This is a genomic window from Butyrivibrio sp. NC2007, assembly GCF_000421405.1.
GTDB lineage: Bacteria > Bacillota > Clostridia > Lachnospirales > Lachnospiraceae > Butyrivibrio.
Genome location: NZ_ATWY01000022.1, coordinates 40,087 through 65,935 on the forward strand (window position 1 = coordinate 40,087; position 25,849 = coordinate 65,935).

Sequence of the window (25,849 nt, forward strand, 5' to 3'; positions counted from 1 at the left end):
TACAAATATCTTAACATATAATGACGATAAGAGTTGAGTCAGGGAGTTTATGCAATGAAAAAGCAAGTATTATCAATGGTTTTAGCCATATCATTATTACTTTGTGGATATTCCAACACATCATCCAATACACCATCCAACACATCACCGGCGACCACCAACGACCGCCCGGCGCCTTCAATCCCCGGCAACGGCAAGCACTTTGTGAAGTACGACGGCAAAGTATATTTCAGGATCCCCGGCAAAGCAGCCATGAGAGAAGCAGCCCTCTGGGGCGACTACGACCACGTCATGGCCGACAATTCAAGCATAATCGCAGCTCTGGATCCAAAAACCAACGAAATCGAAAATCTCTTTACCGATTCCTCCTACGGCCCGATCACTATATCCGGCGGACGCTTCATTCTTGCGGAGAGCAGCGGCGGTCAGGAGACCAACGTCCAGTCGGTGTCTTTTGACGGAACCGATCGCTTTGACCTTCCCGGAACTTCCGTCTACGGAACGCTTCCCTCAGGCGAATACTTTGTTACCGGCGCCTACGAAGCAGATCACAAGCTTCTTCTCTACATCTGCGATTCAAAGGGCGACAGCAAGGAGATTCAGAATTCCACTGACATTATTTACTATGCCGGCATTAGCAGCGACAAGCTCTTTTGCGTAACAAGCTCTAAAGAGAGCAATTACGGACGCCTTACCGGGTATGATCTTAAGACCGGCGAGGAGATCATCTACGGTGACTTCCCCAAGATCGTGGACTACGCTGATTACCCGGCAGAGCCTGAGTATCTTACGGTAAAAGACAATATCCTTCTCGTTCAGATGTCCGTATACGAGGGCTCAGGCCATTTCTATGCGGGTTGCAAGCACTTCCGTGCAATGTGCGATGAGCCCGGCTCTTTGGAAGAGTCTTTTCCGGCAGGAGTTCCTGAGCAGCTGAACGCCGGTGACCTTAAGAGCCCCACAGTGATGGGCGTAACTCCTGCGGGCAGATTCAGGTATGCTGTAGGCGTGACCGGAACCTGCGACGTTGATGACGAGGGCCAGATTGGCTATTTTAACGGGATAGGAGAATTCGTTCCTGTGAAGTCAGGTTATGGCTTCACGCTCTATGACAACTATCAGGACCGCGCCAACACTGAGTATGCACAGCTCATCGACAATGATATTTACGTAGTCAGAAACGCCGAAGAATACGCGCCCGAAGCCTGCATCGGATGGCGCGATGCCTACAGAAGGTACGACACTAAGATTGAGAGAATAAATATCATCAAGAAGAATGTCACTCCCGTAGCCCACATAGTTTCTGATCCATTAAAAGACCTTGTGGCAGGCGACATTCTCGTCGTCTACCGCGCTGGGAATCCAATTCAGAACAACCTTTCAGTCGAAGAAGAGGCGCGCGCCTTGGGCCTCTGGGTACAGGATAATATAGGAAAAGAGAATTTCCCTCCGGAAATTTTGCAGATGGGTAAAGACATCGGAAACCGTTACGAATTCTGCTTCGGAACAGATATCAGCAACAACTTCGATGACAATTTCCCACGCATATACGAGACTTACTACGCACTCAAGGATTACTACTACTCCAAAGGCCGCTGGAGCTCAGATTATTACAAATCTCTTCTGGAGGAGAACGAGCTTCTTGGCAACGGCGATCCGCAGAACAGCAGAAACATGTACGCTGATTTGCAGGCCTTCATCACCGCCTGCAACAACATCCTCCGCAGAAAATGAGTCACCGGGGACGTTTCAGTTTGACTCATTTTGAGTCACCGGGGACGTTTCACTTTGACTCATTTTTCAAGGAGTCAATGGGGACGGTTCTCTTTGACTCCTTTTTTCACAGGAGTCACGGGGACGGTTCTTTTGACTCCTTTTTTCATTCGTAGGGAATTATGCGACGGAAAGTGCATCACAAGCCCCTATATAAGGCCGTGCTGGTTGGAGTCTGTTTTTGAAAAGCATCACAAAAATTCACCTATGGAAAATTAGTTGGAAATTACAAAGGCCATTCAAGGGCCAAGCTCAATAAACTTCATGCCTAGCGTCTTCCCTGCATCACAACTACCGGCCTACGGGTGCCATGTGATGTAGTTTTTGGTAAACACTAATTCCAGACCACTAAACCTTTTTTGAAATTTCCAACTAATTTTGAAATAGAAGAAAAATGTGGGGTGGTCGAAATTCCGTTTCCAACCATCGCACAGAGTATAAGCCTGTTGTTATGTCCATCTTCCGCTTTTTTCCGATGCCATCTATATGTCCTGCATTCTCTGATATAATGATGCATATGACTAAATAATTGGGAGAATGAATTATGAAATCAGAGACTATTGAAACATTTCTTGAGAATATTCCTGAAGAATTCCGAAAGGAAATCACATGCAACCATAAGGATTATGGAAAAATTCGATTTGATCCTGATTCATCTCCGGATGCGTGGATTCATTATAAAAAATATTATATAGAAGGCGAAAAGCCTTTGGACTATGATTTTAATACGCTACATTTTCTGTCTTATCGAAATGAAAGAAATAAAATATGGTATGAGGACAAACCAAATACTTACGGTACTAATAGACTTTATGCAGTGCAAAAAGCACGTAGTAATTGGTCTGAAAACGACATAACATGCTTTGGCTCCGGATTGGCATTGGGAGGCGATTGCGATTTTAACTTTAATGAGAAGAAGTGCAGTTTATTCAAGGCAATAATAGACGAAGATTCGAAATTATGCGAGATGCTAGAATGCTGCACTAAAATGCATCATACTGTGTTGAATTTTTCATTAATGCAAAAAACCGGAAATATGCAAGGACATAAGGGTAGCAATAGATTTGATAGATTTGATACGTTTATTTCTGATCTGAATGAATACCTTAATGGCCTCTCAAATAGAGTATTAGATAAAGCGACTGGTGCTAATACAAATGACTTAGTGCATTACCTTAATAGTTTTAAAAACATTTATGATTATATGGAAAAGATGTATTTCATATTCGACGCTGATTTTGTTAATAGGATAATAGATGAAGGGAAAAAACCTTTACTAAACAAGTATGATATAGAACGCTATATGCGATTGGCTATGGACTATTGGACAATTAAGGCAAAATACTTTGGAGATCAGCAATGAGCAAAGCCCTCGTAATCCCCGACATACACCTCAAACCCTGGATTTTCAGTCAGGCCATCGATATCATGGAGACCACCGATTGTGATAACGCAGTATTCGTGGGCGACCTTGTCGATGACTGGGGCTGTCAGTACAATCTTGAACTTTATGAAGAAACACTGGATGCAGCAATAGACTTTACCCGTAGATATCCTGACTCTTATTGGTGCTATGGAAACCACGATCTATCGTACCTTTGGAGCCAGTACGATCACCCGGGCTACTCGATAGTTGCTGCGGATCTAGTATGTGACAAGCTTGAGGAACTCCGCGATACATTAAGCGCACCGGAGAATTACGGCATTATCCATAGGCTGGACAACACGTTGTTCAGTCACGCCGGCCTTACAAGGGAATTTGTAGAGGCGCAGCTTTATAACATGATGGATGACATCGACTGTATGATTGGTATAATTAACGAATATGGCTATGATGAGCTGTGGGAAGATAACTCACCCATCTGGGTTCGTCCCCAGTACGGAACACTCGCAAAGGGCATGTTCCCTGATGGCTTGTTTCAGGTCGTGGGTCACACTCCGGTAAAAGAGATTTTCGTTCAGCCAAACCTTATCACTGTAGATACATTCTCCACCACAAGCAGTGGGCTTCCGATCGGGAATCAGGAATTTTGCTGGGTGGATACGGTCGCTAAGACCTGGGGATATATTGATTGATGAAATTTGTATTTGGGAGCAAAAGACATTATGGACCATTTTTACTTCATCAGACATGGCGAAACAGTCTGGAACGTTGAAAACAAAATATGCGGAGCCACAGACATAGAGCTGACAGCCAAAGGCCATGAGCAGGCCATAGAGACCGGCAAGAAGATCCTCTCTGAAGGCATAAAAGCAGATAAAATATTGTCATCGCCTTTAGTAAGAGCATCTGAGACAGCAAGACACATTTCGGAAATCACAGGCATTCCTATGGAGATAGAGCCAAGGCTCAAGGAGCAGAACTTTGGAATATGGGAATCAACCCCAAGGGATGGAGCAGAGTTCCATGAAGCCAAGAAAGACATGGCAAGCCGATTTGGAACAGGCGAGTCCATGCTTCAATTGGCACAGAGAATTTACAACCTGCTTGATGATATCAGAAACGGCGATGAAGTTGTCATCCTTGTCGCACATAACGGAATCACAAGAATGGTTGAGTCATACTTTAGGGAGATGGACAATGAGGAATTTTCTTCCTGTGGAATTAAGAATTGCGAGATCAAGAGATATGATTTCACTTGAATAGTATATATTTATTGATATGGCAAAAGTATGTATAATATATGTACAGATGAGATTTGTGCAAGAAAGGAGAAAAGGCTTATGAAACCAGATGAAGAAAGAGATGAGTTTTTAGAAAAAGAGTTTGATTTTAGTAAAGCTATAAGGAATCCATACGCCAAAAAACTCCGCAAGAAGATCACTATTAACATTGATGCTGATGCATTGGATTATTTTAAGAAGCAGTCTTCAGAGTCCGGAATACCGTATCAGAAGTTAATTAACCTGTATCTTGTTGACTGCGCAAAATCAAAGAAAAAACTTGAAATAACATGGAAGTAATATTATAGCCAAGGCCATCACTTCTGCAAAATATATAATTTGGGCTAAGAATTTGTGATAACTTTTACTTAAGAAAATGGGGGATTGTAAGTATGGATAAAGTAGAAATGAGAATTGAACGGGGCAACGCTGAACTACTTGTAAGATATGAACTTTCAAACATTCACTATGACACAAAGGTATATAAGAAGGCTTTTGAATTTATTTTCATTACCATTATTCTCGGAGCATTGTGGGTTTGGTGCAGTTCAAGCCCTGAGAGCAATGTTTTCGTGTTTCTGTCTGAACATCAGATGGTCCGGAATGTATTAATGTTTTGCTCGCCAATTATTTTATATGGTATTTGGGGCTGGTCGATTGTACGGTCCTCACAGAACATCCGTAAAAGCATAGATTTAGAAAGTAAAATGGATCCTCTTAATCTGAGAAAGGTGTTAGAGAAGTACATAATAGGTAAATTAGAGATTGATCCGGACCAAGATTTGGACACAAAAATGAAATATGTTGATGATTTATTGGAAAATGATAAGTGCATTGTAATCGATGAATCAACTTTAAGTTCGTATTTGTCTAAAGAGTGCTTTCCACAATATGTTAAGGAGGTATCGGTCAGATTTTGGTATAATCTTGCGAAAATGATACTCTTATCGGCAGTGTTAGAGAGTTGGCTCCTAGTAGAGGGTGAACATGACTATAAGTTTTCAACTAAAGATAATGCTCGTTTGAGAATCATGGTAGTAAACCAGGAATTAAAGGAGATCTTTTAATGCGCTATTACTCTGACACAGACCTTCAGAGAAAAATAGAAGATGAAAGAGCCGGTCGACTGGACTTTGTCTACGAGACGTCTCTTTCGATAGAAGAAGCGATAAAAAGAATCGGGACTACAGTTCACACCAAGCTTTCGTCATATAACTTTAAGCAGGAAAATGGTGTGATGTACATAATAATCACTGATGATATTGCGCCTAGCGACGGTCTGCATTATCTAAAACCCCTGAAATATGCCATAAGATTTGAAAGCGAAGGAAATACTACGATCATTAGGGTGCGATATATCTGGGATCAAGGAGCCGGCAGTGATCCATACCTTTTTCAACCGGACGTCGATGAGTTTTTCTGCACACTCTTTGATGCTAAGATATCCAGTCTTCCAAAGAAAATTTGGATTGATGGAACAGATACATACGCAAGGAATAATCCGGCAAGACTGCTGGGATCCAAGAATTACTGGATTGTTTTAGGACTTATTGCAATAATATGGCTCATTATGGCAATAATAGGTTTCATGAGAATTGGTTAAAAGAGCTGTCAATTTAATACCCAATATTCCCCCCCAAACCCAGTCCCTCTGCACTTTTGCAGAGGGTTTTCTTTTGCTTCTTTTTAGTGTGACCTTTGTGTGTCCTTTGTGTTGTTAATATAAGACCATGAAAACAAACACCGAGGAACAAACCTCAGTAAATACCAATAAATCAAACAAAAACCTAACAGTAAGAAGGGAGATAAAAATTATGGCAAACAGAATGAACAAAGTAAGAGCATTAACCGGTGGAATGGCAGCAATCATGATCATGTCAAACGTGGCAACAGTTACAGCATACGCAGCAGAGCCTGAGACAGTTGCAGCAGAGCAGACAGTAGAAATCACACAGGAAGCTCCGGTAGCAGAAGAGCCAACAACAGAAGAGACAGCACCTGCAGCAGAAGAGCCAACAGCAGAAGAAACAGCACCTGCAGCAGAAGAGCCTACAATCCCCGTAGTAGTAGAGGCAGTACCAAGCAATATCATCATCGACCAGCCAGTAATACCTGATGACGTAAAAGCAGCAGAGCAGTCCTCCATTACACAGGATACAGATGCAAGGCTTGATATCACTCCCATAGTAGAAGAAGATCCCATCGATCCTACACTCGCAGCAATAGCCAATGAAACAGAAACTGAAAAAACAGCAGCAATCGGACAGGCTCTGGAAACAGAAATCCTGATGGCAGAAACCCGGGAAGTTGAATACCAGACAGCTGTAATCCAGGAAGCAGACTATCAGTTCGCAGAAGACTCAACCACAGGTGAAGAGATCGGAACAGCAAAGGCCGGATACTTCGAAGAAACACCTGAAACAACAGAGACAACAAATGCAAATACAAATACAAATGCAAGCACAAATACAGCCAATGTTCCCGGAAACGCTGATGAAGAAACACTTCAGAAGAAAGCAGAGCAGCAGGCAAACAGGATCTTAAGAGAGACTACTGATGCTCACATCATGCGGACTGATAGTGAAGGTTCTATGACAGGTTCACTTTATTTCGAGCAGATGACTGACGGAAATGTCTATGTAACATTAACAGACTACGAAACAGGCGAGAAGGCAGTAATTGATATCATTCCTACTGAGGTACTTATCTCATATGGTTATGATTACGACCTGAGTAGAGACTACGTTATAAAGACACAGAAAGAGCAGGCTGAGGCATTAAAAGAAAAGTATCTGAAAGACGTAGCAGCAGAAGAGAATCTTAAGAAGATCTCAAAGATGAATGTATTTGAACTTCAGGAATTCTGGAACAAGATATCCACAGTAAACACAGAGCTTGCAAACGGCACTTATGTACCGGGAGAAGACGAGACAGAAGAAGAAAAGAACATCCGTGAGACCCTTGAGACTCTTGGAATAGACGTTCTTAAAGAGACAATAGTAAACAGCATCGACAAGTCAGTCGACCTGATCCCCGGAGCAGATTTCGCCGGAGCACCTTTAAAAGACCTGATCAAGAAGACAATGGGTCTTTCAGACGAAAAGCCGGATGTCATCCAGGCAATCAGTGAGCAGACCAAGACTTTGGAGAACAAGCTTGATGATATCTTTAAGAAGCTTAAAGAAGGCAGCTTAAATGCAGTTACAGTAGGAGCATACGGAACAACTCTTAATAACTGGGAAACATCAATGAACAATGCAAATGATGCAGCTAAGCGTATCGATAATAACGAAAATTATAACGACGTACAGAAGCTCGTCAGATATGCAAGCATCATCGGTGGAGAAAATGACTGGAATAAAGCAGACAACAAACTGATCACTCAGCTTAAGCAGGCAGCACAGGTTCTTATAGGTGGATCACAGGTAGACCCTAAAGAGCGTAGCCTTTACGATCTGGCATATGACTACGAGAAAGATGAAAGCCTCTTTGCCGGAGAAGCAATGCAGAAATGTGAAAACTACCTCAAGGTAAGAACAACCCGCTTCATAGCAACATGCAACGTATTCTTAGAGTACCTGGAAATACACAAACAGGTTGCAGATCTCACTCAGGAGCAGGTAGATGCAATGGATGCTGATACCCGCAAGATGTACGACAATATAAAGAGCTCAAAGGAATCCATAAACACACTTATCGATGAAGTGATGGGATGCATCTTCCGCGGCTTCGGTGATGAGAAAAAAATGACAGCAGAGGAAAAGAAGGATCTGCAGCAGAACGGAAAGGGCGTTTTAGCAGTAGCAACAGAGTATTACAACAGAGACAAGACAGTTTACATCGATACAGGTAACAAGAACATTGACATGAAGGACAAGCTGACAGTCAGAAAGCCTTCAGAGTATGTAGAATACGGATACAAGAGTGAGACTAAATCAATAATGGGAAATCCTGTTATAGAAACTGACAACGCAGATTGGATAGCTCAGAAAGTATGGAACCACGTGAACAATGACTTTAATAATAGCGGACTTACAACAGCAGATATTAACAAGATCAGAGATCAGGCAAGGAAAAACGGAATGACTATCAAAGAATACCTCGCATACAGCGGATTTGATGTAAGTAACTTAGGTGATGGCATCCTGGTACGCTGCCCATACAAGAACAACCACGCAGCAGGAGCAAGCGGATACCACGTAGGAAATACCGAAAAGTTCAGTGGTTCAGGACATGACTGCAAGTCACAGGATAAAAGAATGGTTGACTGGTTTAAGGTTTTTGATAAAAATGCTCGCAACATATGGATCGGCCGTGAAGACAACTCAGCAGACTGGTACTACTTCTTCGAGATGGAGTGATGGTAACCTAAGCGTCAGACCAATAAAACTCAAATTAACAACCAACAATCCAATGGGCAGGTCGAAAGACCTGCTCATTACCGGTATTTCGCAGCTTTAATTACACTTTTTTAAGAATTGTTTATGCTCATTTAAGAATATATTGTATATAATAGCATTGAGAATACTAGATGTTGTGGTTGATGTTTGTTTATACAAGGAGGTAGCATATGAACATTGATCTGGTATCCGTAAAAAGAGACATGCGCCGCGCCGTTAGTGGCATTTCACCATCAGGAACTGACATGGAAAGGAAATACAACGGAAGCACCATAATCTCATCCATCTCGTTTTCATCAATGCTCGAGAATGCTCTGAGACAGGAGCTTTCAAAAAATGCCGGCAAGTAATTGCCGGCTATTTTTTTGAGTCACCGGGTGAGCCACCGGGGACGTTTCACATTGTCTCATTTTGAGTCACCGGGGACGTTTCACATTGTCTCATTTTTTGAATCACCGGGCTGAAAGTGCATCACAAAACCTTTATAAGAAGGTGTTGGTAGGAATCTGTTTTTGAAATGCATCACAAAAATTCTCCTATGGAAAATTAGTTGGAAATTACAAAAAGTTTTTCAAGGGCCTGATTTGGAAATCTGATGTCTAACACTTTGACTACATCACAGTTACCGGCTCCACGGGACTTTGTGATGTAGCTTTGGGCCAATATCGCCGTGGGACACCAAAATCTTTTTTGAAATTTCCAACTATTTTTTATATGGAAGTGAGTTGTGGGGTGGTCGGAATTACGTTTCCAACCAAAAGCCTAGATACAAGTTTCTTGTTATGCACATCTGTCTGTATGGGGTATAAGAAAGAACCAGCAACCCTATATAGGATTGACAACTTCAAAGTAAATGGAGGATTATGTTAGAGAAACTCAATAGTCTCTGATTGAAAGAGAAAAGGTAATGAACAATGAGCAAATTGAAACTATGCCTCAGGCACATATCCGAAGTCTTTTTGTACGAGTACTATTGCCTGGGGGATGATGAATACGAATTAACGGACGTGGACACCCTCACGCCTCACAAGGAGAGGGCAAAAGAGCTAATGCTCGCCGGCAATTATTCGAAGTCGCAGAAGGAGTGGCTCGACGCACACTTTGAGAATCCGGTAGACATGGAATCAATCCTGGGGATCATTCTCTGCTGTAAGCAACTGGGCGATACCGAGGGCGAGTATTCCTACACCACGGAGTCCTATAACTACTGCTGCACCAGGGCGGAGCTGGCAGCCTATTACAGGAACCTCGGCTGGTACTATCTCGAAAAGTACAACCCCGAGCTTTCCGCCACCTGTTACCTCTACAGCAAGTATTTCGAGGAATCCCATCAAGCCGACGCAGAGCTTGAGTTTCTCGAGAAGGCCATTGGCAAGAAGGTTTCGGCAAAAGACCTTTCTCAGATCCAAAACATACTGAAAGAAAACAACATTCCCACCGAAGCTAATCCTATAACGCTGGCTCTCCTCTACAAGGCGGCAGAGGAAGCGCAGGAAGCCGGGGATAAATCCCAGGCACTGGACTGCTACAGGATGGTATACGACCTGACGGAAGATGAAGAGGTCGGTAAGAGAATTAGTGGTTTGAGCTAAAGCATAGCCGGCAAGTACTTGCCGGCTATTTTTTGCTTCGTTTAAGCTGGGCTTTAGTTCCTGGCGCCATCTTAAAGATGCTCTTGCTTGTCGGATTAATGTTAATATATATATCAATAAAGCAAATGAAATGACGATAAAATAAGTAGGGACATATTTGTTTTCATCATGAAGTGGAGGAAATTCATGAAAAGGAAGTATGGTCTATGTAGTCTGATGCTGATATTGACTATTTTGACAGTCAACATAAGGGCTGTCACTGCTTATGCAGCGCCTCTAAATGAGAAGGATTCCACAAAAGCCATCGATGCTATTTCTGAGAGTGAGTTTGGAGGGAAGGAAGTAAAAGATGATTACCTTCAGGCTATTTCAGACAGTAATGCTGTTTACATCAGCTCTTTTACCATAACAGATCTGGAAGAACCTGTTAATGGTGAACTGTTGGACAAGAGGGCAACGGTGCTTACAAGTGCGGGATTTAGCTGGGAGATTCCGGTAATCTGGGTTAATAAGTATGGTGATCCTGTAGATTTAGGGATAGTTCTTGATGGAGTTGTGATTTGCTATCCGGTAATATGCTTCTATCTTCCAAAGGGCTATTATATCCTCCACAATGACAGTGCTACTTATGACATAGACATGCCATCCTTTTTCTGTGATCTTGTTGATATAAATGGGCTAACCACTGTTTCAAACACAGAAGATAAGGTGACTTATCTTTTTGCTATGCCTATGGATGATTTCAGGGTTCGTGACATAGTGATCGAACCGGAATCAAGTGGAACGGAGCAGGTGACTCCTGAGCCTACACAGTCTTCGCCTGCTATATCGCCTTCGGGAGGCGGAGGAGAGGAACCAAAGCCGGCACCATATCCGGAGGATGACCCAACGCCGGAACCGGCACCCTCACCGGAACCTCAGCCACAACCTGAACCGGATATCGAGGAAAAGACACGGATTGTGACAACGCACTGCGATTCCAGTGTTGTGACAAGATACGGGGTTGAAAATTTGTACAACCTGATTGCACTGGTAAAAAATGTTATACATCCGGAGGCAATGACTTATCTTGTTGATCATTTTCCTACATTCACAAGTGCTTATAGAGAAGAGGGTCTGAGCGAACAGGAAGGACTTCATATTATTTATACTGCAACATCAGATGCATTGAGTTATGTGACTTCGGGGAATGATATATCTGCAGCAACCGGCACACAGGATCTGGAATTCCATCACAGATTAACTCTTAATTCCTGCTATCTGTTTTCTTCTGATACCGATCCGGAGTCAGGAGAAACAGCGTACACACTTGATACAGAAGCGGTAAGAAAAGCACTGGATAACAGAATGATCTATGCAGAGATGCAGTCTGTTCTCAATGATTCCTTAAGGGCCGGGATGAGCGGTAGCCATTATGATGCACAGGATGATAGTGTTACGAAGAGTAATTATTCTTCTGTTAAATATCCTGACTGGTTTGGTGCAGCGCTGGGAGCATCGGTGATGAATCCCTACCAGATGTTCAATGAAGCTTTTCATGAAAATTTTAATTATGATGAAGAGACGGGAACATATTCTGCATCAGGAATAGTGAGTGACAATACTGTTAAGCTTATATCATCATCCAATAATATGTATCCAGATGTGGAGGCCATGAAGCCTGCATATACCAGTAATTATCTGGCTTGTGTTTATCTTGGGCACCTCGCTGCTTTAAAATATAATGGACAATCAGCTATTTCAACTGATTCAGGGGGAAACGTAACAAATGTCGACAGTGCGATCATTCGGGGTGGAGTTGATAAGCTTTTGGAAAAACTTAACTCAGGAATGACGCTTGATGAAGTAATATCTGAAATATCTACAGATGATTCGCAAGCTACGCTATATTCAGACACTCAGGATTTTTCGGATAAGTTTTTGCTGGACAATAATGCTCCGTCAACTGAATTCTGCACGGCCTTTTTGAATTATCTTGAGAGTAAGTGCTCGGATACAGGCACAGTGAATGGTTCCATTCTACAGGATTTTTCGTCAACAGTTACATCTCCTCTGGATGAGAGCCTTTTGGCAGATCCGGTTACAGCTTTTGCTATATCAGACTCTAAAGAATGGGTTGCGTCTTCTGTCAATGAAGAAGATGCGTATACCGGCGGAGGGAAGTCAGCGCCGGGTACGATAAATGATAATTCCGCAGCAAATAACCTTTCAACTATGATGTTGGCAGCACCGGCAGTTCTTGCTCCTGAAAATGAATCGGAATGCGAGGAAGACCCGGAAACTGAAAGTGTTTTGGAATCCGAGGGTGTTGCGGAAACAGCGGAAGCAGAAGCCAGTGAGATTAATGAAGATGAATATAACAATTCGACTATAGAGGAATATGCTGATGAAAATACTATCATCCCGTCTATAATGATCAATAATGACAATCAGGACGGGCAGGAAAGTGATTCGGAAGATAACTCGGAAAGTGTCGAGTTTGATGCACTTCCTGCAGAAACATCATCTGATGATGATTTGTCATCTGATGACTCAGCTGAACCCGATGAAACAGGTACATGATAAACAATTGGGAATAATCAAAATCCCCAAAGGCACTTGCTGCCTGAGGGGATTTTTTTGACTATAGTATTTATCTAATTTTGTAATCATGTATTCAAATATATATCATTCCAATCCTCTTCCTCAGAAACAAGCCACTCCAGTCCTCGTCTTCGCTCGGCCACAACCTCGCCGTTGATCTTCGGAAGCTTTTTAAGATTTAACCTGGCATCTTCGGTCGTCCAATGATACCTGTAAAAGAGATCCAGCATATCCAGAATTTCTTCTATGCCCCGCATGTTGACCTTTGCCTTGAATTCATCATAATCCTTGCATTCACGGATTATCCTGATAGCTTTCATATAGTCCATCACATCGACCGGTACTTTGAATTCGTCATCGCCTATAATGCCAAGCGCCCACAGCAAAGCCCATAACGTCTCATACTTCCAGGTGATATTGCACAGGCTCTGTTTCGTGTAGGTCCCGTTCCACAGCTCTTTTTCTTCCTTGTTCAGATAGTCCTCAACTCCGAAGCGTTGAAATTCCTCAGTGAAATAGGATTTTGATTTCTCAAACTCATTATTCAGAGCGTCATGAGCCACCTGAATGATAAGCAAAGTCGATATGGCTTTCTTGCAGATTACATCTACATCCTTAAGCTCTACCTCAGAAGCATCCTCTATGAAAGGCAGACTCTCCAGATATTCTATTCCCTGCTCCTTCAAAAATTCGATACTCTCTCTTTTTCTTTGTTCTGCAGACTTACAGCCACGCTGATTATTGTTAGCATTCTTTGGTTTTAGTCGCTTGATGAAATCGAACAGTCCCATGCGCATTCTCCTTTCAAACAAAAGGCCATGTTTTTATTGTAGTATGTTCGTCTTTTTAATACAATTACACAATATAATACTTAATAGCGTTTGAACCAAAGGAGAAAATCGGTGAAATTCAATGATTCCTGTGCCAAGTGCATGTACGACAGGCAATGCCTGAAAACCGACAACAAAGAATATCTGGCCGAAATAAAGCGTCTTCTTGACAACAGGCCGGATGACATAACCAGCCCTCAGTTAGTTGCAGCATTCAACCAGCTTCACGAGAAGTACATCGGTCCTCTCCCAAGTTTCAAATACGTGAAAAAGCAGTACAACGACCTGGTGCTTTCGATGGAAGAGGATCTGAGGGATAAGCTTAGAAAAAGCGCTGATCCCCTCGCCACATCCCTGGTTATGGCAAGAATCGGCAACTACATTGACTTTGCTGCATTAAATGAAGTTAATGTTGATACTTTTCTTTCACTTTTTGGTGATATAGAGATGCGAGAAGAGGAAAAAGAAACTTACAGATCCTTTACTGACCAATGCGCCAAAGCCAAAAGCTTTCTCCTCATCACAGATAACTGCGGAGAGATCGTTTTGGATAAGCTGATGCTTGAGCAGCTCAAACAGCAATTCCCGCACCTTTTAATTACTGTCATGGTAAGGGGCGGGGAAGTGGCCAATGATGCCACTATGGACGACGCCTTATATGTTGGCATGGATTCCGTTGCAACCGTCATAACTAATGGAGCCAAGATAGCAGGAACAGTTTATTCACTTCTATCCGAAGAGGGTAAAAGAGCTGTCGACTCCGCGGACGTCATACTCGCCAAGGGGCAGGCTAACTACGAATCCTTCGCCGGTGAAGGCAGACATGCTTTCTATGCGCTTCTTTGCAAGTGTGATCTGTTCATTAACAGATTCAATGTACCAAAACTGACCGGAATCTTTGTGGTGGAATGAACACATGTGAATAAGAAGTCCTATGATAATTGCTGATACGCATTGCAAAAGTCATAGGACTTTTGCTATAATAATTGCAAAAGTGGCACGACTTTGGAGGCGCTATGTATAGAGAGATAATAAAAGATCTGAAAAAATGGAAAGAAAAAGCCAGAAGAAAGCCTCTGTTGCTGACCGGTGTACGTCAGTGCGGGAAAACATATATTGTGGAGAAATTCGCCAAAGAAAGCTTTAGCAGCTATGTATATGTAAACTTTGAGAGCGCCGATAATCTGGCGGGTATTTTCGATTATGACTTCGACGTAAAAAGAATAATCATAGAGCTGGAGCGGCATTTTAAGACAAAAATAGTTGCCGGGGAGACTCTGGTATTTTTTGACGAGATACAGGAATGCCCCAGGGCGATTACAGCACTGAAATACTTCTGCGAGAATATGAAAGATCTTCATCTTGTATGTGCCGGTTCGCTTCTTGGAGTTGCGCTCAAGGAGGAGAATATCTCTTTTCCTGTTGGTAAGGTAAATCGACTTCAGCTGTATCCCATGAGCTTCAAGGAGTTTGTAATAGCAAACGACAGAGCAGACCTTATAGAAATATTCGATGAGTGGCCGGTTGACAGAGTTATTCCTGAGATATACTCAGTTCCAATGAAGAAACTACTTAAGGAATACTATATTGTCGGAGGAATGCCTGAAGTAGTACAGACCTGGATAGATACCCATGATATAGAAGAGGTAGAAGAAGTTCAAAAAGATATCCTAAAGGATTATGCTGACGATTTTTCCAAACATGCGCCATCAGCTGAAGTTCCAAAGATCAGATGGATATGGGATTCGGTTCCGGTACAGCTGGCAAAGGAGAACAATAAGTTTGTCTTTTCCCATGTTAAGGAGGGAAAGAGGTCTGCTGAACTGGAAGATGCCCTTCAGTGGCTGGAAAATGCGGGACTTATCATTAGGACCGAGCTCGTAGAAAAGCCCGAGATTCCTCTTGAAGGTTTTGCTGACAAGACATATTTTAAAGTATATATGTCTGACATAGGTCTTTTACGCGCCAGATCCGGGGTTTCACCTCAGACAATACTTAACGAGTCGGATCTTTTCATCAGATATAAAGGGGCCTTTGCTGAAAACTATATTTTAAATGAACTTAAATCCATAGGCAAAGTGCCGTTTTTCTGGCGCTCAGGTAATTCGGCAGAAGTAGATTTCATTTACGAATCAGACGGGGAAATGATTCCTGTCGAAGTTAAAGCGGCAGATAATACTCAGGCAAAGAGCTATAAGCAGTTCTGCAAAAAGTATTCCCCCAGAGTTGGATTTAAGATGTCAGAGAAAAACATCGCTGAGAACGCCTGCGAAAAAACTGCGACATATAACATTCCGCTATATCTTGCATGGAATATAGATAGATATGATTAAAAAAAGTCTCTTTTGCAATCTTTCTATAAACGACAGATTGCCAAAACATAATCTGTTTGGGGAGTGATTTATGGAAAACATTTGCAAGTACAAGTATGAGGATTATCTTGATTATATGAGCCGTTATGATAACGGAAGCGGTTATGAGTGGATAACACTTAATTCACAGGGATGGACGAAGCTGATCCATGATATGCTTGATGAGCGCATTTTAAATGATTTCAATTTGAGTCCGGTAAAAGAGCGGTGCTGGGCTAGGGCCTATGATAACGGAAGGCGGCCGGTCATCTCAATGTTCCCGGTAAATGATATGTATGCAACTTTTGAATGGGGATGGAACTTTGAATATATTCCAAGGATCAGCGGCAACAAATGCGTATGGGCCAGGACAGATAAGTCAATCTATGCACATACTTTCAGATTGTCAGATGGATTTATAAACGGCGGGAAGACTGAAGGATACAAAGAGTCTGTTTTTGGGAGAATGAGTTTTAAAAAGCCGGAAGAATTTGGCAGGATTGTGGAAGAAATAGACAGTGCCTATAGATATGTAAATAAAGATATAAAGGCGTACTTTGAAAAAACAAGCGCGGATACCGGTATGCTTACAGAACTTGAAACTATATATGATCACAAATACTACAAGTTCTTACATCCGGAGAATCTGTTAGTGAAAGCTTGTTTGGAAAAACGGATGGGAATGATTGAGAAGGCAAAGGAGGAATTTGAAGAAGTTACCTTCCGAAGCGATCAGTTGAAGGAAGAGTACAGAAAGAAAATCGGATTTGTAGAGCGATTAAATTCCATTTAATGGAGTAATATTTAGGGAACTTTTGCGTTGATATATTGCAAAAAAGTTCCCTATAATGTATGATGTTTTTAGGGAACATAATATGAAGATTGCATATAAAAAGTTCCCTAAAGGAGATTATAGATGGCAAACAATCTGGAAACAATACAGCTTCTGTTGCAAGATAAAGCTGATTTTCAAGCAAGGCTTAATCTCTTACCTTATGACGGTTCCCCAGAGGTTAAAGAGAATAAAAGCGGAAGATACTTATATATTCGAAAGCGTGTTAATGGTAAGTTAACATCCACATATGTTGATGTCTATTCAGATGAGTTGTATCAGTTACTTTTAAGGAATACTCGTGAAGCAAGGGAACTCCGTAAGAATCTTAGAAGAATAGATAAGGAACTTGCTTCATTAGGATATTCTTCCTCAGAACTATCAGTTGAGGTAGAAAAAAACTTAGACTTTGCCAGAGCAAATCTGAAGTCGAACATTTATGATCAGGCCGTTCTGGAAGGTGTTGCTACTACTTTTCCACAGACTGAAGAAATCCTTGAAAAAGGAATAGTTAATGGAATGACCGCAGATGATGTGCAGAAGATTCTTAATCTTAAGCATTCATGGGAGTTTATACTTGATAAGGATGTTGTTCAGGCGGATACCGACTATTATTTGTTGTGTCATATAGCAAAACTGGTAAACGAAGGTTTCTTTTCCTATGGGGGGAAGATTAGAAACGTGCCTGTAACTATCGGCGGAACAAAATATGTTCCACCTATACCAATTGAGTCTGTAGTCATTGAAAGAATCGATGAAATCCTTAGCTCTAAGAAAAAGCATATAGATAAAGCTATCGAGCTATGTATGTATTGCATGAAGACACAAGTTTTTGTTGATGGGAATAAAAGAGCTTCAGTAATTTTTGCAAATCATTATCTTATTGCTCATGGGCAGGGGTTATTGGTCATTCCGGAAAAAGAAGTTCCTGAATTCAAGAAACTACTCGTCAAATACTATGAAGGTGAAAAAATAGAGATTATTGCAGATTTCTTAAAAGAAAAATGCTGGAGGAAGATGTAAATCATGCCCCGTAGGAAGTGAGAAGATTAAAATGAATAGTAGTGATTAAGGTCGCCCGCCATGCGACCTTTTTTATTGCCCTGAACGTTATCATAAGATCATAAAATGAACCCGTAATAAGGAGGCCAAAGAACATGACAAACGAAAGAATAATCAAAGTAACCGGCAAGGGCAATCTCAAGATAAAGCCTGATATGACAAGGATCACAATCACCCTTGAGGGCCAGAATAAGGAATACGACAAGACTCTTGCGCAGTCTTCAAGGGATACAGAAGCGTTAAAAGACATCCTGGAGAAGCAGGGACTTGATAGAACTGCCGTCAAGACTCTGATGTTCAATATAGACACGAAATATGAAGGCTACCAGGCTTGGGACAAGAGCTGGAAAGAGCGCTTTGTAGGCTACGAGTTCAAGCACGTGGTCAAGGTTGAATTTGACTCTGACAATAAAAGGCTCGGCAGGATTTTATATGCCCTCGCTAACGCAAAAGACATCCATCCGGACTTCAGACTCAGTTACACCGTCAAGGATCCTGAAGCCTCCAAGAATCAGCTCCTCGGCAAAGCTGTAGCAGATGCCAAGGCTAAAGCAGAAGTCCTTACTCAGGCAGCAGGTGTGAGTTTGAAAGACATCAAGAACATCGACTATTCCTGGGGCGAGATTCAGTTTGAATATGCACCAATGAACAGGAATATGTTCTGCAATAAAGTTATGGCTGATGGAGCAGGGGCATTTGATATGGATATTGAGCCTGATGATATCAGTGTTTCTGATACTGTGACGGTTGTGTGGGAGATTGGGTGAAAACTATAGTCCTGTTATACTTCTATTACAATCGGATCACAGTTATGGACTTTGAGCGACAGTGTTTCGTCTTCTGAAAGCTCCAGCAACTCCTTAATGATGCATTTGATAACCACAAAGTGAGATACAATCACCACTTTATCCAGTCCTTCTTGTAGAATCTCCATTACAAAAGGTTTAACACGCATGCATACATCATGGAAGTTCTCACCATTTGGAGCTTTCGCTTCAAAGTCTTTGCGGAATCTCATGTAGAATGGGTCATTAAAGTATTTAGCATATTGAGGATCTGACTTTATATCTATGATTTTCTTTCCTTCAAAATCTCCGAGGGAGCGTTCCATAATTCTGTCATCAATTACGAGCTCAGCATCCGTAAATGCTCTGGCCGTTTTGACTGCTCTTTTTAGAGGTGAGCAGTAGTACTTGTTAACATTTTCAAATATAGGAGAGCCATTTAAAGCCTGTGCTTGCCTGTATCCTGTTGCTGTAAGATCACAATCCCATCTGCCGGTATAGACAGCATCATCTCCTTTTAGTGCATTTCCAATGCTTTCACCATGTCTTATAAGGATTATTTCCACTTTCTATTCCTCCTAGAACAATCATCTTGTCCATTTTTGATTGGATATTTGGATACTAGTGATTTTTGCTGGTTTTTATTCTGACAGAAAGCAGTTTCATTGTCCACCAGATGAGGAAATGAGTTACATAATTAAACGGAAATACGTGATACCAAAAGAATTATTGATTACTAATTGTCTTTACATTAGTTTTTTTTAATAGTCTTTTAACATAGAGTTTGTTTTATTATGAAGGATCTGCCTTTATAATATCCCATACGAAACATAATTAAATAGAGGGTAAAACCGGAGCAATCCGGCGGCACAAAGCTATAGGGGCTCAAAGAGTCAGCCAGTTGCAGAACATATGAAAAGACATTGCCCTGGTTGGAGCGATGTCTTTTTCTTTCACAAGCAGATTTGAGAAAGTGAGGATTTAATATGCAGAGATTGATAAGAGTTAGCATTATGGGACTTACAATGGCAGCTATGATTATAGGGACTCTGTTTACGGGTAATATACAAGTCTATGCTGCGAATGGGAAAACAACAAAGACAACGAATGCATCAAAATCCACCTATGATGTAGAAAAAATAGAAATAATGATGGCTGCTACTGAAATACTGCTTAGCAAGAATTTTGGAAAAAATTATTCTGTATCAAGAAAAGATAATTTGGTTATAATCAATGTTTGGCAAGATGGGATGGCAACAGGAGCAGTGGGGGTTCAGGCTGGCCTGATTGACAAAAGAGAATGGACAAATATGACCAAGAGTATTCAATCGTTTTCAAAATCAATATATGAAGAGTTTGAGCCATACGGGGCAAATGTTAACGTGAACGTCTTAAATGATATGAATACTGATAATGTATTAATAACTTATCTCAACGGAGTTAAGTTTTATGATGTTTTAGATCAGTAATACGCACTGGTTTACTGATTGTTACGGATACATTATGTTATCCGGCTTATGGAAAAGGTGCAATCAGCTCATAAGAAAGAGTACACTACTTGATTGAACTATTTTATAGTGATAAATTTGTTTCGCACCAAAACTCTATAGCATATGAGGTAATTAAATATGAAAACAATTGTTAGAAAAAACATAATAGCATTATCTATGGTTGTTATGATCATTGGTTCAATGTTCATTGGAAGCAACAAGGTTTATGCTGCTAGTGATGATACTGTTGTTTACATTACTAAGACAGGAGAGTGCTATCATTCAGATGGATGTAGCAGCTTGAGGAAAAGTAAGATTGCAACTACATTGAAGAGTGCTGTGGACAAAGGATACAGACCGTGTTCAAAATGTCATCCGGGTACTCTGGATGCGGCAAGCACATCTGCAACTGCTACAAAGGCAGCAACAACTACAAAGGCAGCGACAGCTGCTACTGCAGTTAACAGTGCTGTTGAAGCTCTTAAGAAGTATAAGGGCAATACCAAGGACTTTAATGCATATACATACTACACCAATTATACTGATCTTCAGACAACTATAGGTGCAGATGGAGACAAGCTTCTCAAGCACTTCAATGAATTTGGTAAAGCAGAAGGTAGAGTTGCTAAGTAATATACAGCTGGTTCACATTATTGTGAACCAGCTTTCTATATGGGGAGAAGAAATAAATGGAATCAGGACATAGACTTAAATGCAATCAATGTGGCTATACGTTCATATGTATGAATGGAATCGGAAAGCTATATCCAAAAGTTTACACAGACACAGTCCAACGCGCCAAAGATGGAGAGCTTGGCTCGGAGATCAAACAATTCTTTGCGGATTATCCTTATGGAGCCATCAATGCTGAACAGGTCACTTTTTATAAGGCATACAAGAAGTATCCTCATAAGTGTTCAAAATGTGGTGAGAAAATGCACATTGTTACTGATAATGAGGTAGTAATGTGCCCTAAATGCAACAGCCCACTTGAGTCAACAATAGAATTCATAATGTGGGATTAAACCGGAAAGCAATGATTATCGGACAAATGATCCATTGGTATTGAAGCCCAGATTATCTTCTGAGCCAAATGCTGATCCGTAAGCCTTGACCATTCCAATGATCCAGTCGACAAGCCACCATATTCCACAAGTTGCCCAGTTAAACAAAAGTTTCATTATTCCTAAGAAAATCTGGCCTCTAACAAATCTATCAACGCCCAGATATCCGAAAATAAAGGAACAAACCCAAACATATACATGCTTATTTATTGACTTTGGGTAATTAGTAGCATAAGCTACATTTCCACCTTGCTTAGTTACGATATAACCATTACCGTCTTTATAAATGCTCACAATATCCCCTACACGTGGATTGGGATATCCAAAATACCCTATCGGAATATTTATAACTCTTCCATCGTCGGTTCCTATTTTTGCTGAAGTTTGCTCGATTTTTAAGATTTCTGCCATAGTATAAGCTCCATTCTTGAGTATCTATCAACCCAATTTGTATTTGAATAAAAAGATAGGCGCGATAATTGTTGCTGTTAAATCAATTTTGAAATGACGATATTTCAACATTATAATTCTAGCAGATAAATCTTAAAGCTTAATAAAAATACATAACCAACATTTAAATATTATCTAAAAGTTATTTGAGGCTTGTCATAAATAAGGAAAATTCAAATATACTTAAGAGAAAAAGCGAACTTATATTTATTTGCTTTATCGAAAGGAATTGATATGTTTGAACTGTTATGCGAGGATTATTATAAAAGGATTGTTAAATAAAACAATTGCACGAATAGAGCTGTAGGGAAAGGTACTAACACCATGGATTTCAACGAAGTAAAACGCCAAGTCCTCCAATTCACCTCAGACCGCAACTGGGACCAGTTCCACACCCCCGAGAACCTAGCCAAGAGCATATCCATCGAAGCCGCCGAACTCCTCGAGTGCTTCCAGTGGAGCCCCGATTACGACAAAGAAGCAGCCAAAGAGGAACTGGCCGATGTCATGAACTATTGCATCCAGCTCGCAGACAAAATGGGCATTAGCATTGAAGACGCCATCATGGAAAAGATAGAGAAGAATGCTAAGAAGTACCCGATAGAAAAGAGCTATGGCAGCAGCAAGAAGTACACTGAACTGTAAAAGAAATATTACGTACAAATATTGTCTCATCCATCTGCAAACTAACATTGATTTACTACCTAAAAAAATATAAAATTTAGGTAGTAAATTTTTATGTGAGGAAATATATGAGAAAATTTGATTATAGTTTTTTGGAGACCAGCATTCCTGCCAACATAGCATCGTTATCTGCAATAGTAGCGGATTTGCGTGCAAAGGGGGAATTCAGAAAGCTTCAATATGCAGATTCTTATGAAAAACTGAGGCAGAAAGCAATTGTGGAATCAGTAAAAGGAAGTAATGCTATAGAAGGTATAGTAACTACTGATGACAGAATAAGAGATATTGTAAACGGTGCTATTCCTGTTACTCACGATGAGAAAGAAATATCCGGTTATAAAGAGGCGCTGAATCTAATCCATACGAATTATGATCATATGGATCTGACTGAGGATACAATTAAAGTACTTCATAGAATGATGGAATCAGAGGTAAATCCCGCTGAAGCTGGTCAATACAAGTCTCACGACAATATGATCATGGAATATCTGCCTGATGGAACCAGGCATATCAGATTTAAGCCTGTTGAGGCAAAAAAAACTTCTAAAGCTATGGAGCAGCTTCTTTTGGCATATTATGATGCAAGACAGAATTCAAATATTGCTGATCTGTTGCTTATTCCATGCTTTGTTGTCGATTTCCTTTGTATTCATCCATTCCTTGATGGAAACGGAAGAGTATCGAGGCTACTCACAGTACTTCTTCTGTATATGTCAGGATATGATATAGGAAGATATATATCTATTGAAGGACAGATTAACAAGTATAAAGAAAGTTACTATGATGCATTAGAGCAGTCTTCTGCAAAATGGCATGAGAACCAAAATGATTACACTCCTTTTATGGTGAATTTCATGCAGATTCTTTATAGATGTTACAAAGAGTTGGATGAGTCCTTTATGGATATAAAATTAAAGAAAGCAAAGAAATCGGAACGAGTAGAGGCGATTCTCTTAAATGCCATAGTCCCTATTTCAAAGGGTGATATCCTGGACAAGGTGCCTGATATCAGCGTAAAAACAGTAGAGCTTGTCCTCAGCAAAATGATAAAAGAAAATAAGATTGTTAAAATAGGGTCTTTTAGAGATGCCAGATATATGAAAAAGTAGCTCACTCCTCAATCTTCCTCACCGGAAAATCAAAAAAAGTATCCGGGTACGTCTCATCACACAGCGTGAAGTGCCACCACTCGTACTCATAAGGGGCAAAGCCGGCATTCATCATGACATCACGTAACAGTGTGCGGTTAGCGCGCTGAGCATCCGTAAGATCAGGGTGATCAAAATGGCTTATATCCCCGAAGTAATCAAAGTATCCACCCATAACCACATCGCATCCCCGGGACATATCAAAGAGGGTGAGATCAACTGTGCTTCCTCTGCTGTGGCCTGAATGCTCTGCAATGAAGCCGAGTTCAAAGAGCCGCTCCTTGGGAACCTCCGGGTAGAAGACCTTTTTCATCCGCTGGTCAGAAGTGTCTTTTGCCCATCTTACAAAATGATCCACGGCCCTCTGAGGTCTGTAGGCGTCGTAAATCTTAAGCCGGTATCCGCGTCTTGCGAACTCATCACTGGCAGTCTTAAGAGCTTTGGCAGCTTCTTTTGTCAAAAGAGCTGTCGGCTCAATATACCCATCTATTCTCTCCCCTATGAAATTGAAAGTCGAATAGTAGCGAATCTCCAGGATCACATCAGGTACTGCGTTTGCAATCTCGATAAAAGCTGAATTTATGTTGTCCATATCATGCCCCCAGAATTGAACCAATGATTATACCAAGCCATGTGCCTATCACATAACCGAAAGTTCCCACCAGCATGCATGGGCCGACAAGCTTGGTCCAGCCCAGTGAAATGGCCATTCCTGCTGCGGTTGTAGGACCACCAATGTTGGCGTTTGAAGCCAGGATGATATCTTCCAGATCAATGCGCAGCAGCTTACCGAAGCCAAAGCAGAACAGCATGTTAAATACAACCAGGATAAAGCAGAACAGCAACAGAAGCGGAGCGTTCTGAATGATCATGGTAATAGATGCCGGAACACCGATAACAAAGTAGAACAGATAGATAAGCCAGGTGCCGATTTCTTTGGCTCCGTGCATCTCTTTTGCCTTGTTCTCGAAGAAGGAAGCAAATACCATGGAGACGTTGGTGATCCACACGTACTGACTTCCGAAGAAGGCGTTCAGCATCTTCAAAAAGCCGTTACTGTCAGGGATGATTCCTGAAAGAGCTCCGGCGATAAGCTTTGAGACAGTGACAACTATAGCCGAATATGCAAGGCAGGCAGCAATGTCTTTTAAAGAAATATCGTGACGCTCCCAGTAGCTTGCAGCCAGCGTTTCTCCGGTCTTGCCGGCTCCGGCCTTTTCCACCTCATCGATGTGAGGGTGAGTGTAATGATTCCTGAAAAAGGCACCGGAGGCGATGGCGAGAAGGATCATCAGATACACTGCCATGTTCAGGTTGTCTGCTACGGTAGTGGCAGAGATGAGGCTTCCGTCGACATGAAAGGCATCGGCAATGGCGGTGAAGTTTACACCTCCGCCAATGTAAGAGCCGGTCATCATGGCTGCGACTCCGGGAAGGCCGTCAACTAGCTTTGTCAAAAGAGCTGTTCCCACAAGGGCACCAACAAAGGTTCCCGCAGCGCCAATAAGAAATATCACCAGGAGCTTCCCGGTTTCACGCCAGATTTTAATGATGTTTGCATTCAAAAGAAGCAGTGGAATTGCTAAAGGTACAGCATATCCCCACACGATGTCATCAAAAACAGGAGCACTGGCAGGGATGATACGAAAATTTGTCAGAAGGACTGCGATCCCTAAGGTGATTATAGCCCCGGTGATCTTGGCAGCCCACTTGTACTTCTGCTCAAGATAGATGGCCAGAAAGCTGGATAAAAAGAGAATTGATAAAAGTGCCCAGTTGTTGTCAGGTGCTATAAGTGTGCTCATACAGATTGCCTCTTTCTGGTTACTATTCACAGCCAAATAATGAGTGTTGAGCGACTCTGCAATTGTCAAAATGATGATTGCAGAGTTTTTCTATGTGTGTCATTCTTAATAATATCATATTTGAAGAGGTGATGTTTTTGAAAGCACTTAGCCTAACACAGCCATATGCTGAACTAATAAAAAATGGGGTTAAGTCTATTGAAACCCGTAGCTGGAAAACTGATTATAGGGGCATCATGTACATACATGCAAGTTCCACAAAAATTCCTAAAGGAAGCAGGGAGAATACCGAGTTAATGAAGCTGGCTGGAGGCAATGATATGGATTATGGTGCTA

At 41.4% G+C, this 25,849-nt stretch carries 27 protein-coding genes and 1 riboswitch; of the genes, 22 read left to right on the forward strand and 5 right to left on the reverse strand.

The genetic code is table 11. The features are described 5' to 3' along the window. The first annotated feature begins 54 nt into the window (after positions 1-54). The 11 genes from G632_RS0115680 (at position 55) to G632_RS22200 (ending at position 12,991) form a co-directional block, all read left to right on the forward strand. Entirely contained in the window at positions 55-1,734 is a 1,680-nt protein-coding gene (locus tag G632_RS0115680; protein WP_022770398.1) for a hypothetical protein, read from the forward strand. 583 nt (positions 1,735-2,317) lie between these two features. Next, a complete protein-coding gene (locus G632_RS0115685; protein WP_022770400.1) occupies positions 2,318-3,136 on the forward strand; it encodes a hypothetical protein in 819 nt (272 codons plus the stop codon). Continuing rightward, positions 3,133-3,849, forward strand: coding sequence for a metallophosphoesterase (locus G632_RS0115690; RefSeq protein WP_022770401.1), 717 nt, complete (start codon positions 3,133-3,135; stop codon positions 3,847-3,849). The genes G632_RS0115685 and G632_RS0115690 overlap by 4 nt, the downstream gene beginning before the upstream one ends. Before the next feature lie 30 nt (positions 3,850-3,879). Continuing rightward, the gene (locus tag G632_RS0115695) at positions 3,880-4,416 is read left to right on the forward strand and encodes a histidine phosphatase family protein (RefSeq protein WP_022770403.1); all 537 of its coding nucleotides are present in this window, start codon (positions 3,880-3,882) and stop codon (positions 4,414-4,416) included. Between the two features lie 81 nt (positions 4,417-4,497). Next, positions 4,498-4,737: a CopG family antitoxin gene (locus G632_RS0115700; protein ID WP_022770404.1), complete on the forward strand. Its 240-nt coding sequence runs from the start codon at positions 4,498-4,500 to the stop codon at positions 4,735-4,737. A gap of 92 nt (positions 4,738-4,829) precedes the next feature. Continuing rightward, the gene (locus G632_RS0115705; protein ID WP_022770406.1) at positions 4,830-5,504 is read left to right on the forward strand and encodes a hypothetical protein; all 675 of its coding nucleotides are present in this window, start codon (positions 4,830-4,832) and stop codon (positions 5,502-5,504) included. Then, positions 5,504-6,040, forward strand: coding sequence for a hypothetical protein (locus G632_RS0115710; RefSeq protein ID WP_022770407.1), 537 nt, complete (start codon positions 5,504-5,506; stop codon positions 6,038-6,040). Before G632_RS0115705 ends, G632_RS0115710 begins: the two co-directional genes overlap by 1 nt. 211 nt (positions 6,041-6,251) lie before the next feature. Further along, entirely contained in the window at positions 6,252-8,798 is a 2,547-nt protein-coding gene (locus G632_RS0115715; RefSeq protein WP_022770408.1) for a hypothetical protein, read from the forward strand. A gap of 209 nt (positions 8,799-9,007) precedes the next feature. Continuing rightward, positions 9,008-9,187 (forward strand): hypothetical protein, encoded by a 180-nt coding sequence (locus tag G632_RS0115720; protein WP_022770410.1) that lies wholly within the window; start codon positions 9,008-9,010, stop codon positions 9,185-9,187. A gap of 564 nt (positions 9,188-9,751) precedes the next feature. After that, positions 9,752-10,429 carry a hypothetical protein gene (locus G632_RS0115725; protein ID WP_155828909.1) on the forward strand — a complete coding sequence of 226 codons (678 nt, stop codon included), beginning with the start codon at positions 9,752-9,754 and terminating at the stop codon, positions 10,427-10,429. Between the two features lie 186 nt (positions 10,430-10,615). After that, positions 10,616-12,991 (forward strand): hypothetical protein, encoded by a 2,376-nt coding sequence (locus G632_RS22200; RefSeq protein ID WP_022770412.1) that lies wholly within the window; start codon positions 10,616-10,618, stop codon positions 12,989-12,991. An 86-nt stretch (positions 12,992-13,077) separates the two neighbouring features. Here G632_RS22200 and G632_RS0115735 read toward each other — a convergent pair whose 3' ends face one another. Next, complete coding sequence (locus G632_RS0115735) at positions 13,078-13,803, reverse strand: DUF4272 domain-containing protein (RefSeq protein ID WP_022770414.1); 726 nt, start codon at positions 13,801-13,803, stop codon at positions 13,078-13,080. Positions 13,804-13,914: 111 nt separating this feature from the next. On the opposite strand from G632_RS0115735, the gene G632_RS0115740 reads away from it, so the two are divergent. From G632_RS0115740 to G632_RS0115760, 5 genes are all read left to right on the forward strand, one after another. Continuing rightward, positions 13,915-14,754 carry a damage-control phosphatase ARMT1 family protein gene (locus G632_RS0115740; protein WP_022770415.1) on the forward strand — a complete coding sequence of 280 codons (840 nt, stop codon included), beginning with the start codon at positions 13,915-13,917 and terminating at the stop codon, positions 14,752-14,754. 104 nt (positions 14,755-14,858) lie between these two features. Next, positions 14,859-16,175 carry an ATP-binding protein gene (locus G632_RS0115745; RefSeq protein WP_022770417.1) on the forward strand — a complete coding sequence of 439 codons (1,317 nt, stop codon included), beginning with the start codon at positions 14,859-14,861 and terminating at the stop codon, positions 16,173-16,175. 70 nt (positions 16,176-16,245) lie between these two features. After that, complete coding sequence (locus tag G632_RS20435; protein WP_022770418.1) at positions 16,246-16,986, forward strand: hypothetical protein; 741 nt, start codon at positions 16,246-16,248, stop codon at positions 16,984-16,986. 123 nt (positions 16,987-17,109) lie between these two features. Beyond that, on the forward strand, positions 17,110-18,048 hold the full coding sequence (locus G632_RS0115755; protein WP_026512638.1) for a Fic family protein: 939 nt from the start codon (positions 17,110-17,112) through the stop codon (positions 18,046-18,048). 134 nt (positions 18,049-18,182) lie between these two features. Beyond that, entirely contained in the window at positions 18,183-18,854 is a 672-nt protein-coding gene (locus G632_RS0115760; protein WP_022770419.1) for an SIMPL domain-containing protein, read from the forward strand. A gap of 14 nt (positions 18,855-18,868) precedes the next feature. On the opposite strand, the gene G632_RS0115765 is transcribed toward G632_RS0115760, so the two are convergent. Next, entirely contained in the window at positions 18,869-19,438 is a 570-nt protein-coding gene (locus G632_RS0115765; protein ID WP_026512639.1) for a histidine phosphatase family protein, read from the reverse strand. 268 nt (positions 19,439-19,706) lie between these two features. Beyond that, positions 19,707-19,781, forward strand: a riboswitch (cyclic di-GMP riboswitch). A 77-nt stretch (positions 19,782-19,858) separates the two neighbouring features. Here G632_RS0115765 and G632_RS0115770 point away from each other — a divergent pair. From G632_RS0115770 to G632_RS0115780, 3 genes are all read left to right on the forward strand, one after another. Next, a complete protein-coding gene (locus G632_RS0115770; protein ID WP_022770421.1) occupies positions 19,859-20,341 on the forward strand; it encodes a hypothetical protein in 483 nt (160 codons plus the stop codon). Positions 20,342-20,500: 159 nt separating this feature from the next. Then, positions 20,501-20,995, forward strand: coding sequence for a hypothetical protein (locus tag G632_RS22205; RefSeq protein ID WP_022770422.1), 495 nt, complete (start codon positions 20,501-20,503; stop codon positions 20,993-20,995). Between the two features lie 56 nt (positions 20,996-21,051). Continuing rightward, a complete protein-coding gene (locus tag G632_RS0115780; RefSeq protein WP_022770423.1) occupies positions 21,052-21,387 on the forward strand; it encodes a hypothetical protein in 336 nt (111 codons plus the stop codon). A gap of 15 nt (positions 21,388-21,402) precedes the next feature. On the opposite strand, the gene G632_RS0115785 is transcribed toward G632_RS0115780, so the two are convergent. Beyond that, a complete protein-coding gene (locus tag G632_RS0115785) occupies positions 21,403-21,837 on the reverse strand; it encodes a TM2 domain-containing protein (RefSeq protein ID WP_022770425.1) in 435 nt (144 codons plus the stop codon). 363 nt (positions 21,838-22,200) lie between these two features. On the opposite strand from G632_RS0115785, the gene G632_RS0115790 reads away from it, so the two are divergent. Then, on the forward strand, positions 22,201-22,521 hold the full coding sequence (locus tag G632_RS0115790) for a nucleotide pyrophosphohydrolase (RefSeq protein WP_022770426.1): 321 nt from the start codon (positions 22,201-22,203) through the stop codon (positions 22,519-22,521). Positions 22,522-22,628: 107 nt separating this feature from the next. Beyond that, positions 22,629-23,669 (forward strand): Fic family protein, encoded by a 1,041-nt coding sequence (locus tag G632_RS0115795; protein ID WP_022770428.1) that lies wholly within the window; start codon positions 22,629-22,631, stop codon positions 23,667-23,669. A gap of 1 nt (position 23,670) precedes the next feature. Here G632_RS0115795 and G632_RS0115800 read toward each other — a convergent pair whose 3' ends face one another. Together G632_RS0115800 and G632_RS0115805 are read right to left on the reverse strand one after the other, a co-directional pair. Further along, entirely contained in the window at positions 23,671-24,300 is a 630-nt protein-coding gene (locus tag G632_RS0115800) for a M15 family metallopeptidase (protein ID WP_022770429.1), read from the reverse strand. Between the two features lies 1 nt (position 24,301). Then, a complete protein-coding gene (locus G632_RS0115805) occupies positions 24,302-25,513 on the reverse strand; it encodes a DUF819 family protein (RefSeq protein WP_022770430.1) in 1,212 nt (403 codons plus the stop codon). Between the two features lie 137 nt (positions 25,514-25,650). Here G632_RS0115805 and G632_RS20445 point away from each other — a divergent pair. Beyond that, a partial coding sequence (locus G632_RS20445; RefSeq protein ID WP_155828910.1) for an ASCH domain-containing protein occupies positions 25,651-25,849 on the forward strand: 199 nt, incomplete at its 3' end.

Bases quoted from the DNA above. Each gene is read 5' to 3' on its own strand.
- G632_RS0115680 (WP_022770398.1), top strand. From the start codon at position 55: ATGAAAAAGCAAGTATTATCAATGGTTTTAGCCATATCATTATTACTT.
- G632_RS0115685 (WP_022770400.1), top strand. From the start codon at position 2,318: ATGAAATCAGAGACTATTGAAACATTTCTTGAGAATATTCCTGAAGAA.
- G632_RS0115690 (WP_022770401.1), top strand. From the start codon at position 3,133: ATGAGCAAAGCCCTCGTAATCCCCGACATACACCTCAAACCCTGGATT.
- G632_RS0115695 (WP_022770403.1), top strand. From the start codon at position 3,880: ATGGACCATTTTTACTTCATCAGACATGGCGAAACAGTCTGGAACGTT.
- G632_RS0115700 (WP_022770404.1), top strand. From the start codon at position 4,498: ATGAAACCAGATGAAGAAAGAGATGAGTTTTTAGAAAAAGAGTTTGAT.
- G632_RS0115705 (WP_022770406.1), top strand. From the start codon at position 4,830: ATGGATAAAGTAGAAATGAGAATTGAACGGGGCAACGCTGAACTACTT.
- G632_RS0115710 (WP_022770407.1), top strand. From the start codon at position 5,504: ATGCGCTATTACTCTGACACAGACCTTCAGAGAAAAATAGAAGATGAA.
- G632_RS0115715 (WP_022770408.1), top strand. From the start codon at position 6,252: ATGGCAAACAGAATGAACAAAGTAAGAGCATTAACCGGTGGAATGGCA.
- G632_RS0115720 (WP_022770410.1), top strand. From the start codon at position 9,008: ATGAACATTGATCTGGTATCCGTAAAAAGAGACATGCGCCGCGCCGTT.
- G632_RS0115725 (WP_155828909.1), top strand. From the start codon at position 9,752: ATGAGCAAATTGAAACTATGCCTCAGGCACATATCCGAAGTCTTTTTG.
- G632_RS22200 (WP_022770412.1), top strand. From the start codon at position 10,616: ATGAAAAGGAAGTATGGTCTATGTAGTCTGATGCTGATATTGACTATT.
- G632_RS0115735 (WP_022770414.1), bottom strand. From the start codon at position 13,803: ATGGGACTGTTCGATTTCATCAAGCGACTAAAACCAAAGAATGCTAAC.
- G632_RS0115745 (WP_022770417.1), top strand. From the start codon at position 14,859: ATGTATAGAGAGATAATAAAAGATCTGAAAAAATGGAAAGAAAAAGCC.
- G632_RS20435 (WP_022770418.1), top strand. From the start codon at position 16,246: ATGGAAAACATTTGCAAGTACAAGTATGAGGATTATCTTGATTATATG.
- G632_RS0115755 (WP_026512638.1), top strand. From the start codon at position 17,110: ATGGCAAACAATCTGGAAACAATACAGCTTCTGTTGCAAGATAAAGCT.
- G632_RS0115760 (WP_022770419.1), top strand. From the start codon at position 18,183: ATGACAAACGAAAGAATAATCAAAGTAACCGGCAAGGGCAATCTCAAG.
- G632_RS0115770 (WP_022770421.1), top strand. From the start codon at position 19,859: ATGCAGAGATTGATAAGAGTTAGCATTATGGGACTTACAATGGCAGCT.
- G632_RS22205 (WP_022770422.1), top strand. From the start codon at position 20,501: ATGAAAACAATTGTTAGAAAAAACATAATAGCATTATCTATGGTTGTT.
- G632_RS0115780 (WP_022770423.1), top strand. From the start codon at position 21,052: ATGGAATCAGGACATAGACTTAAATGCAATCAATGTGGCTATACGTTC.
- G632_RS0115785 (WP_022770425.1), bottom strand. From the start codon at position 21,837: ATGGCAGAAATCTTAAAAATCGAGCAAACTTCAGCAAAAATAGGAACC.
- G632_RS0115790 (WP_022770426.1), top strand. From the start codon at position 22,201: ATGGATTTCAACGAAGTAAAACGCCAAGTCCTCCAATTCACCTCAGAC.
- G632_RS0115795 (WP_022770428.1), top strand. From the start codon at position 22,629: ATGAGAAAATTTGATTATAGTTTTTTGGAGACCAGCATTCCTGCCAAC.
- G632_RS0115800 (WP_022770429.1), bottom strand. From the start codon at position 24,300: ATGGACAACATAAATTCAGCTTTTATCGAGATTGCAAACGCAGTACCT.
- G632_RS0115805 (WP_022770430.1), bottom strand. From the start codon at position 25,513: ATGAGCACACTTATAGCACCTGACAACAACTGGGCACTTTTATCAATT.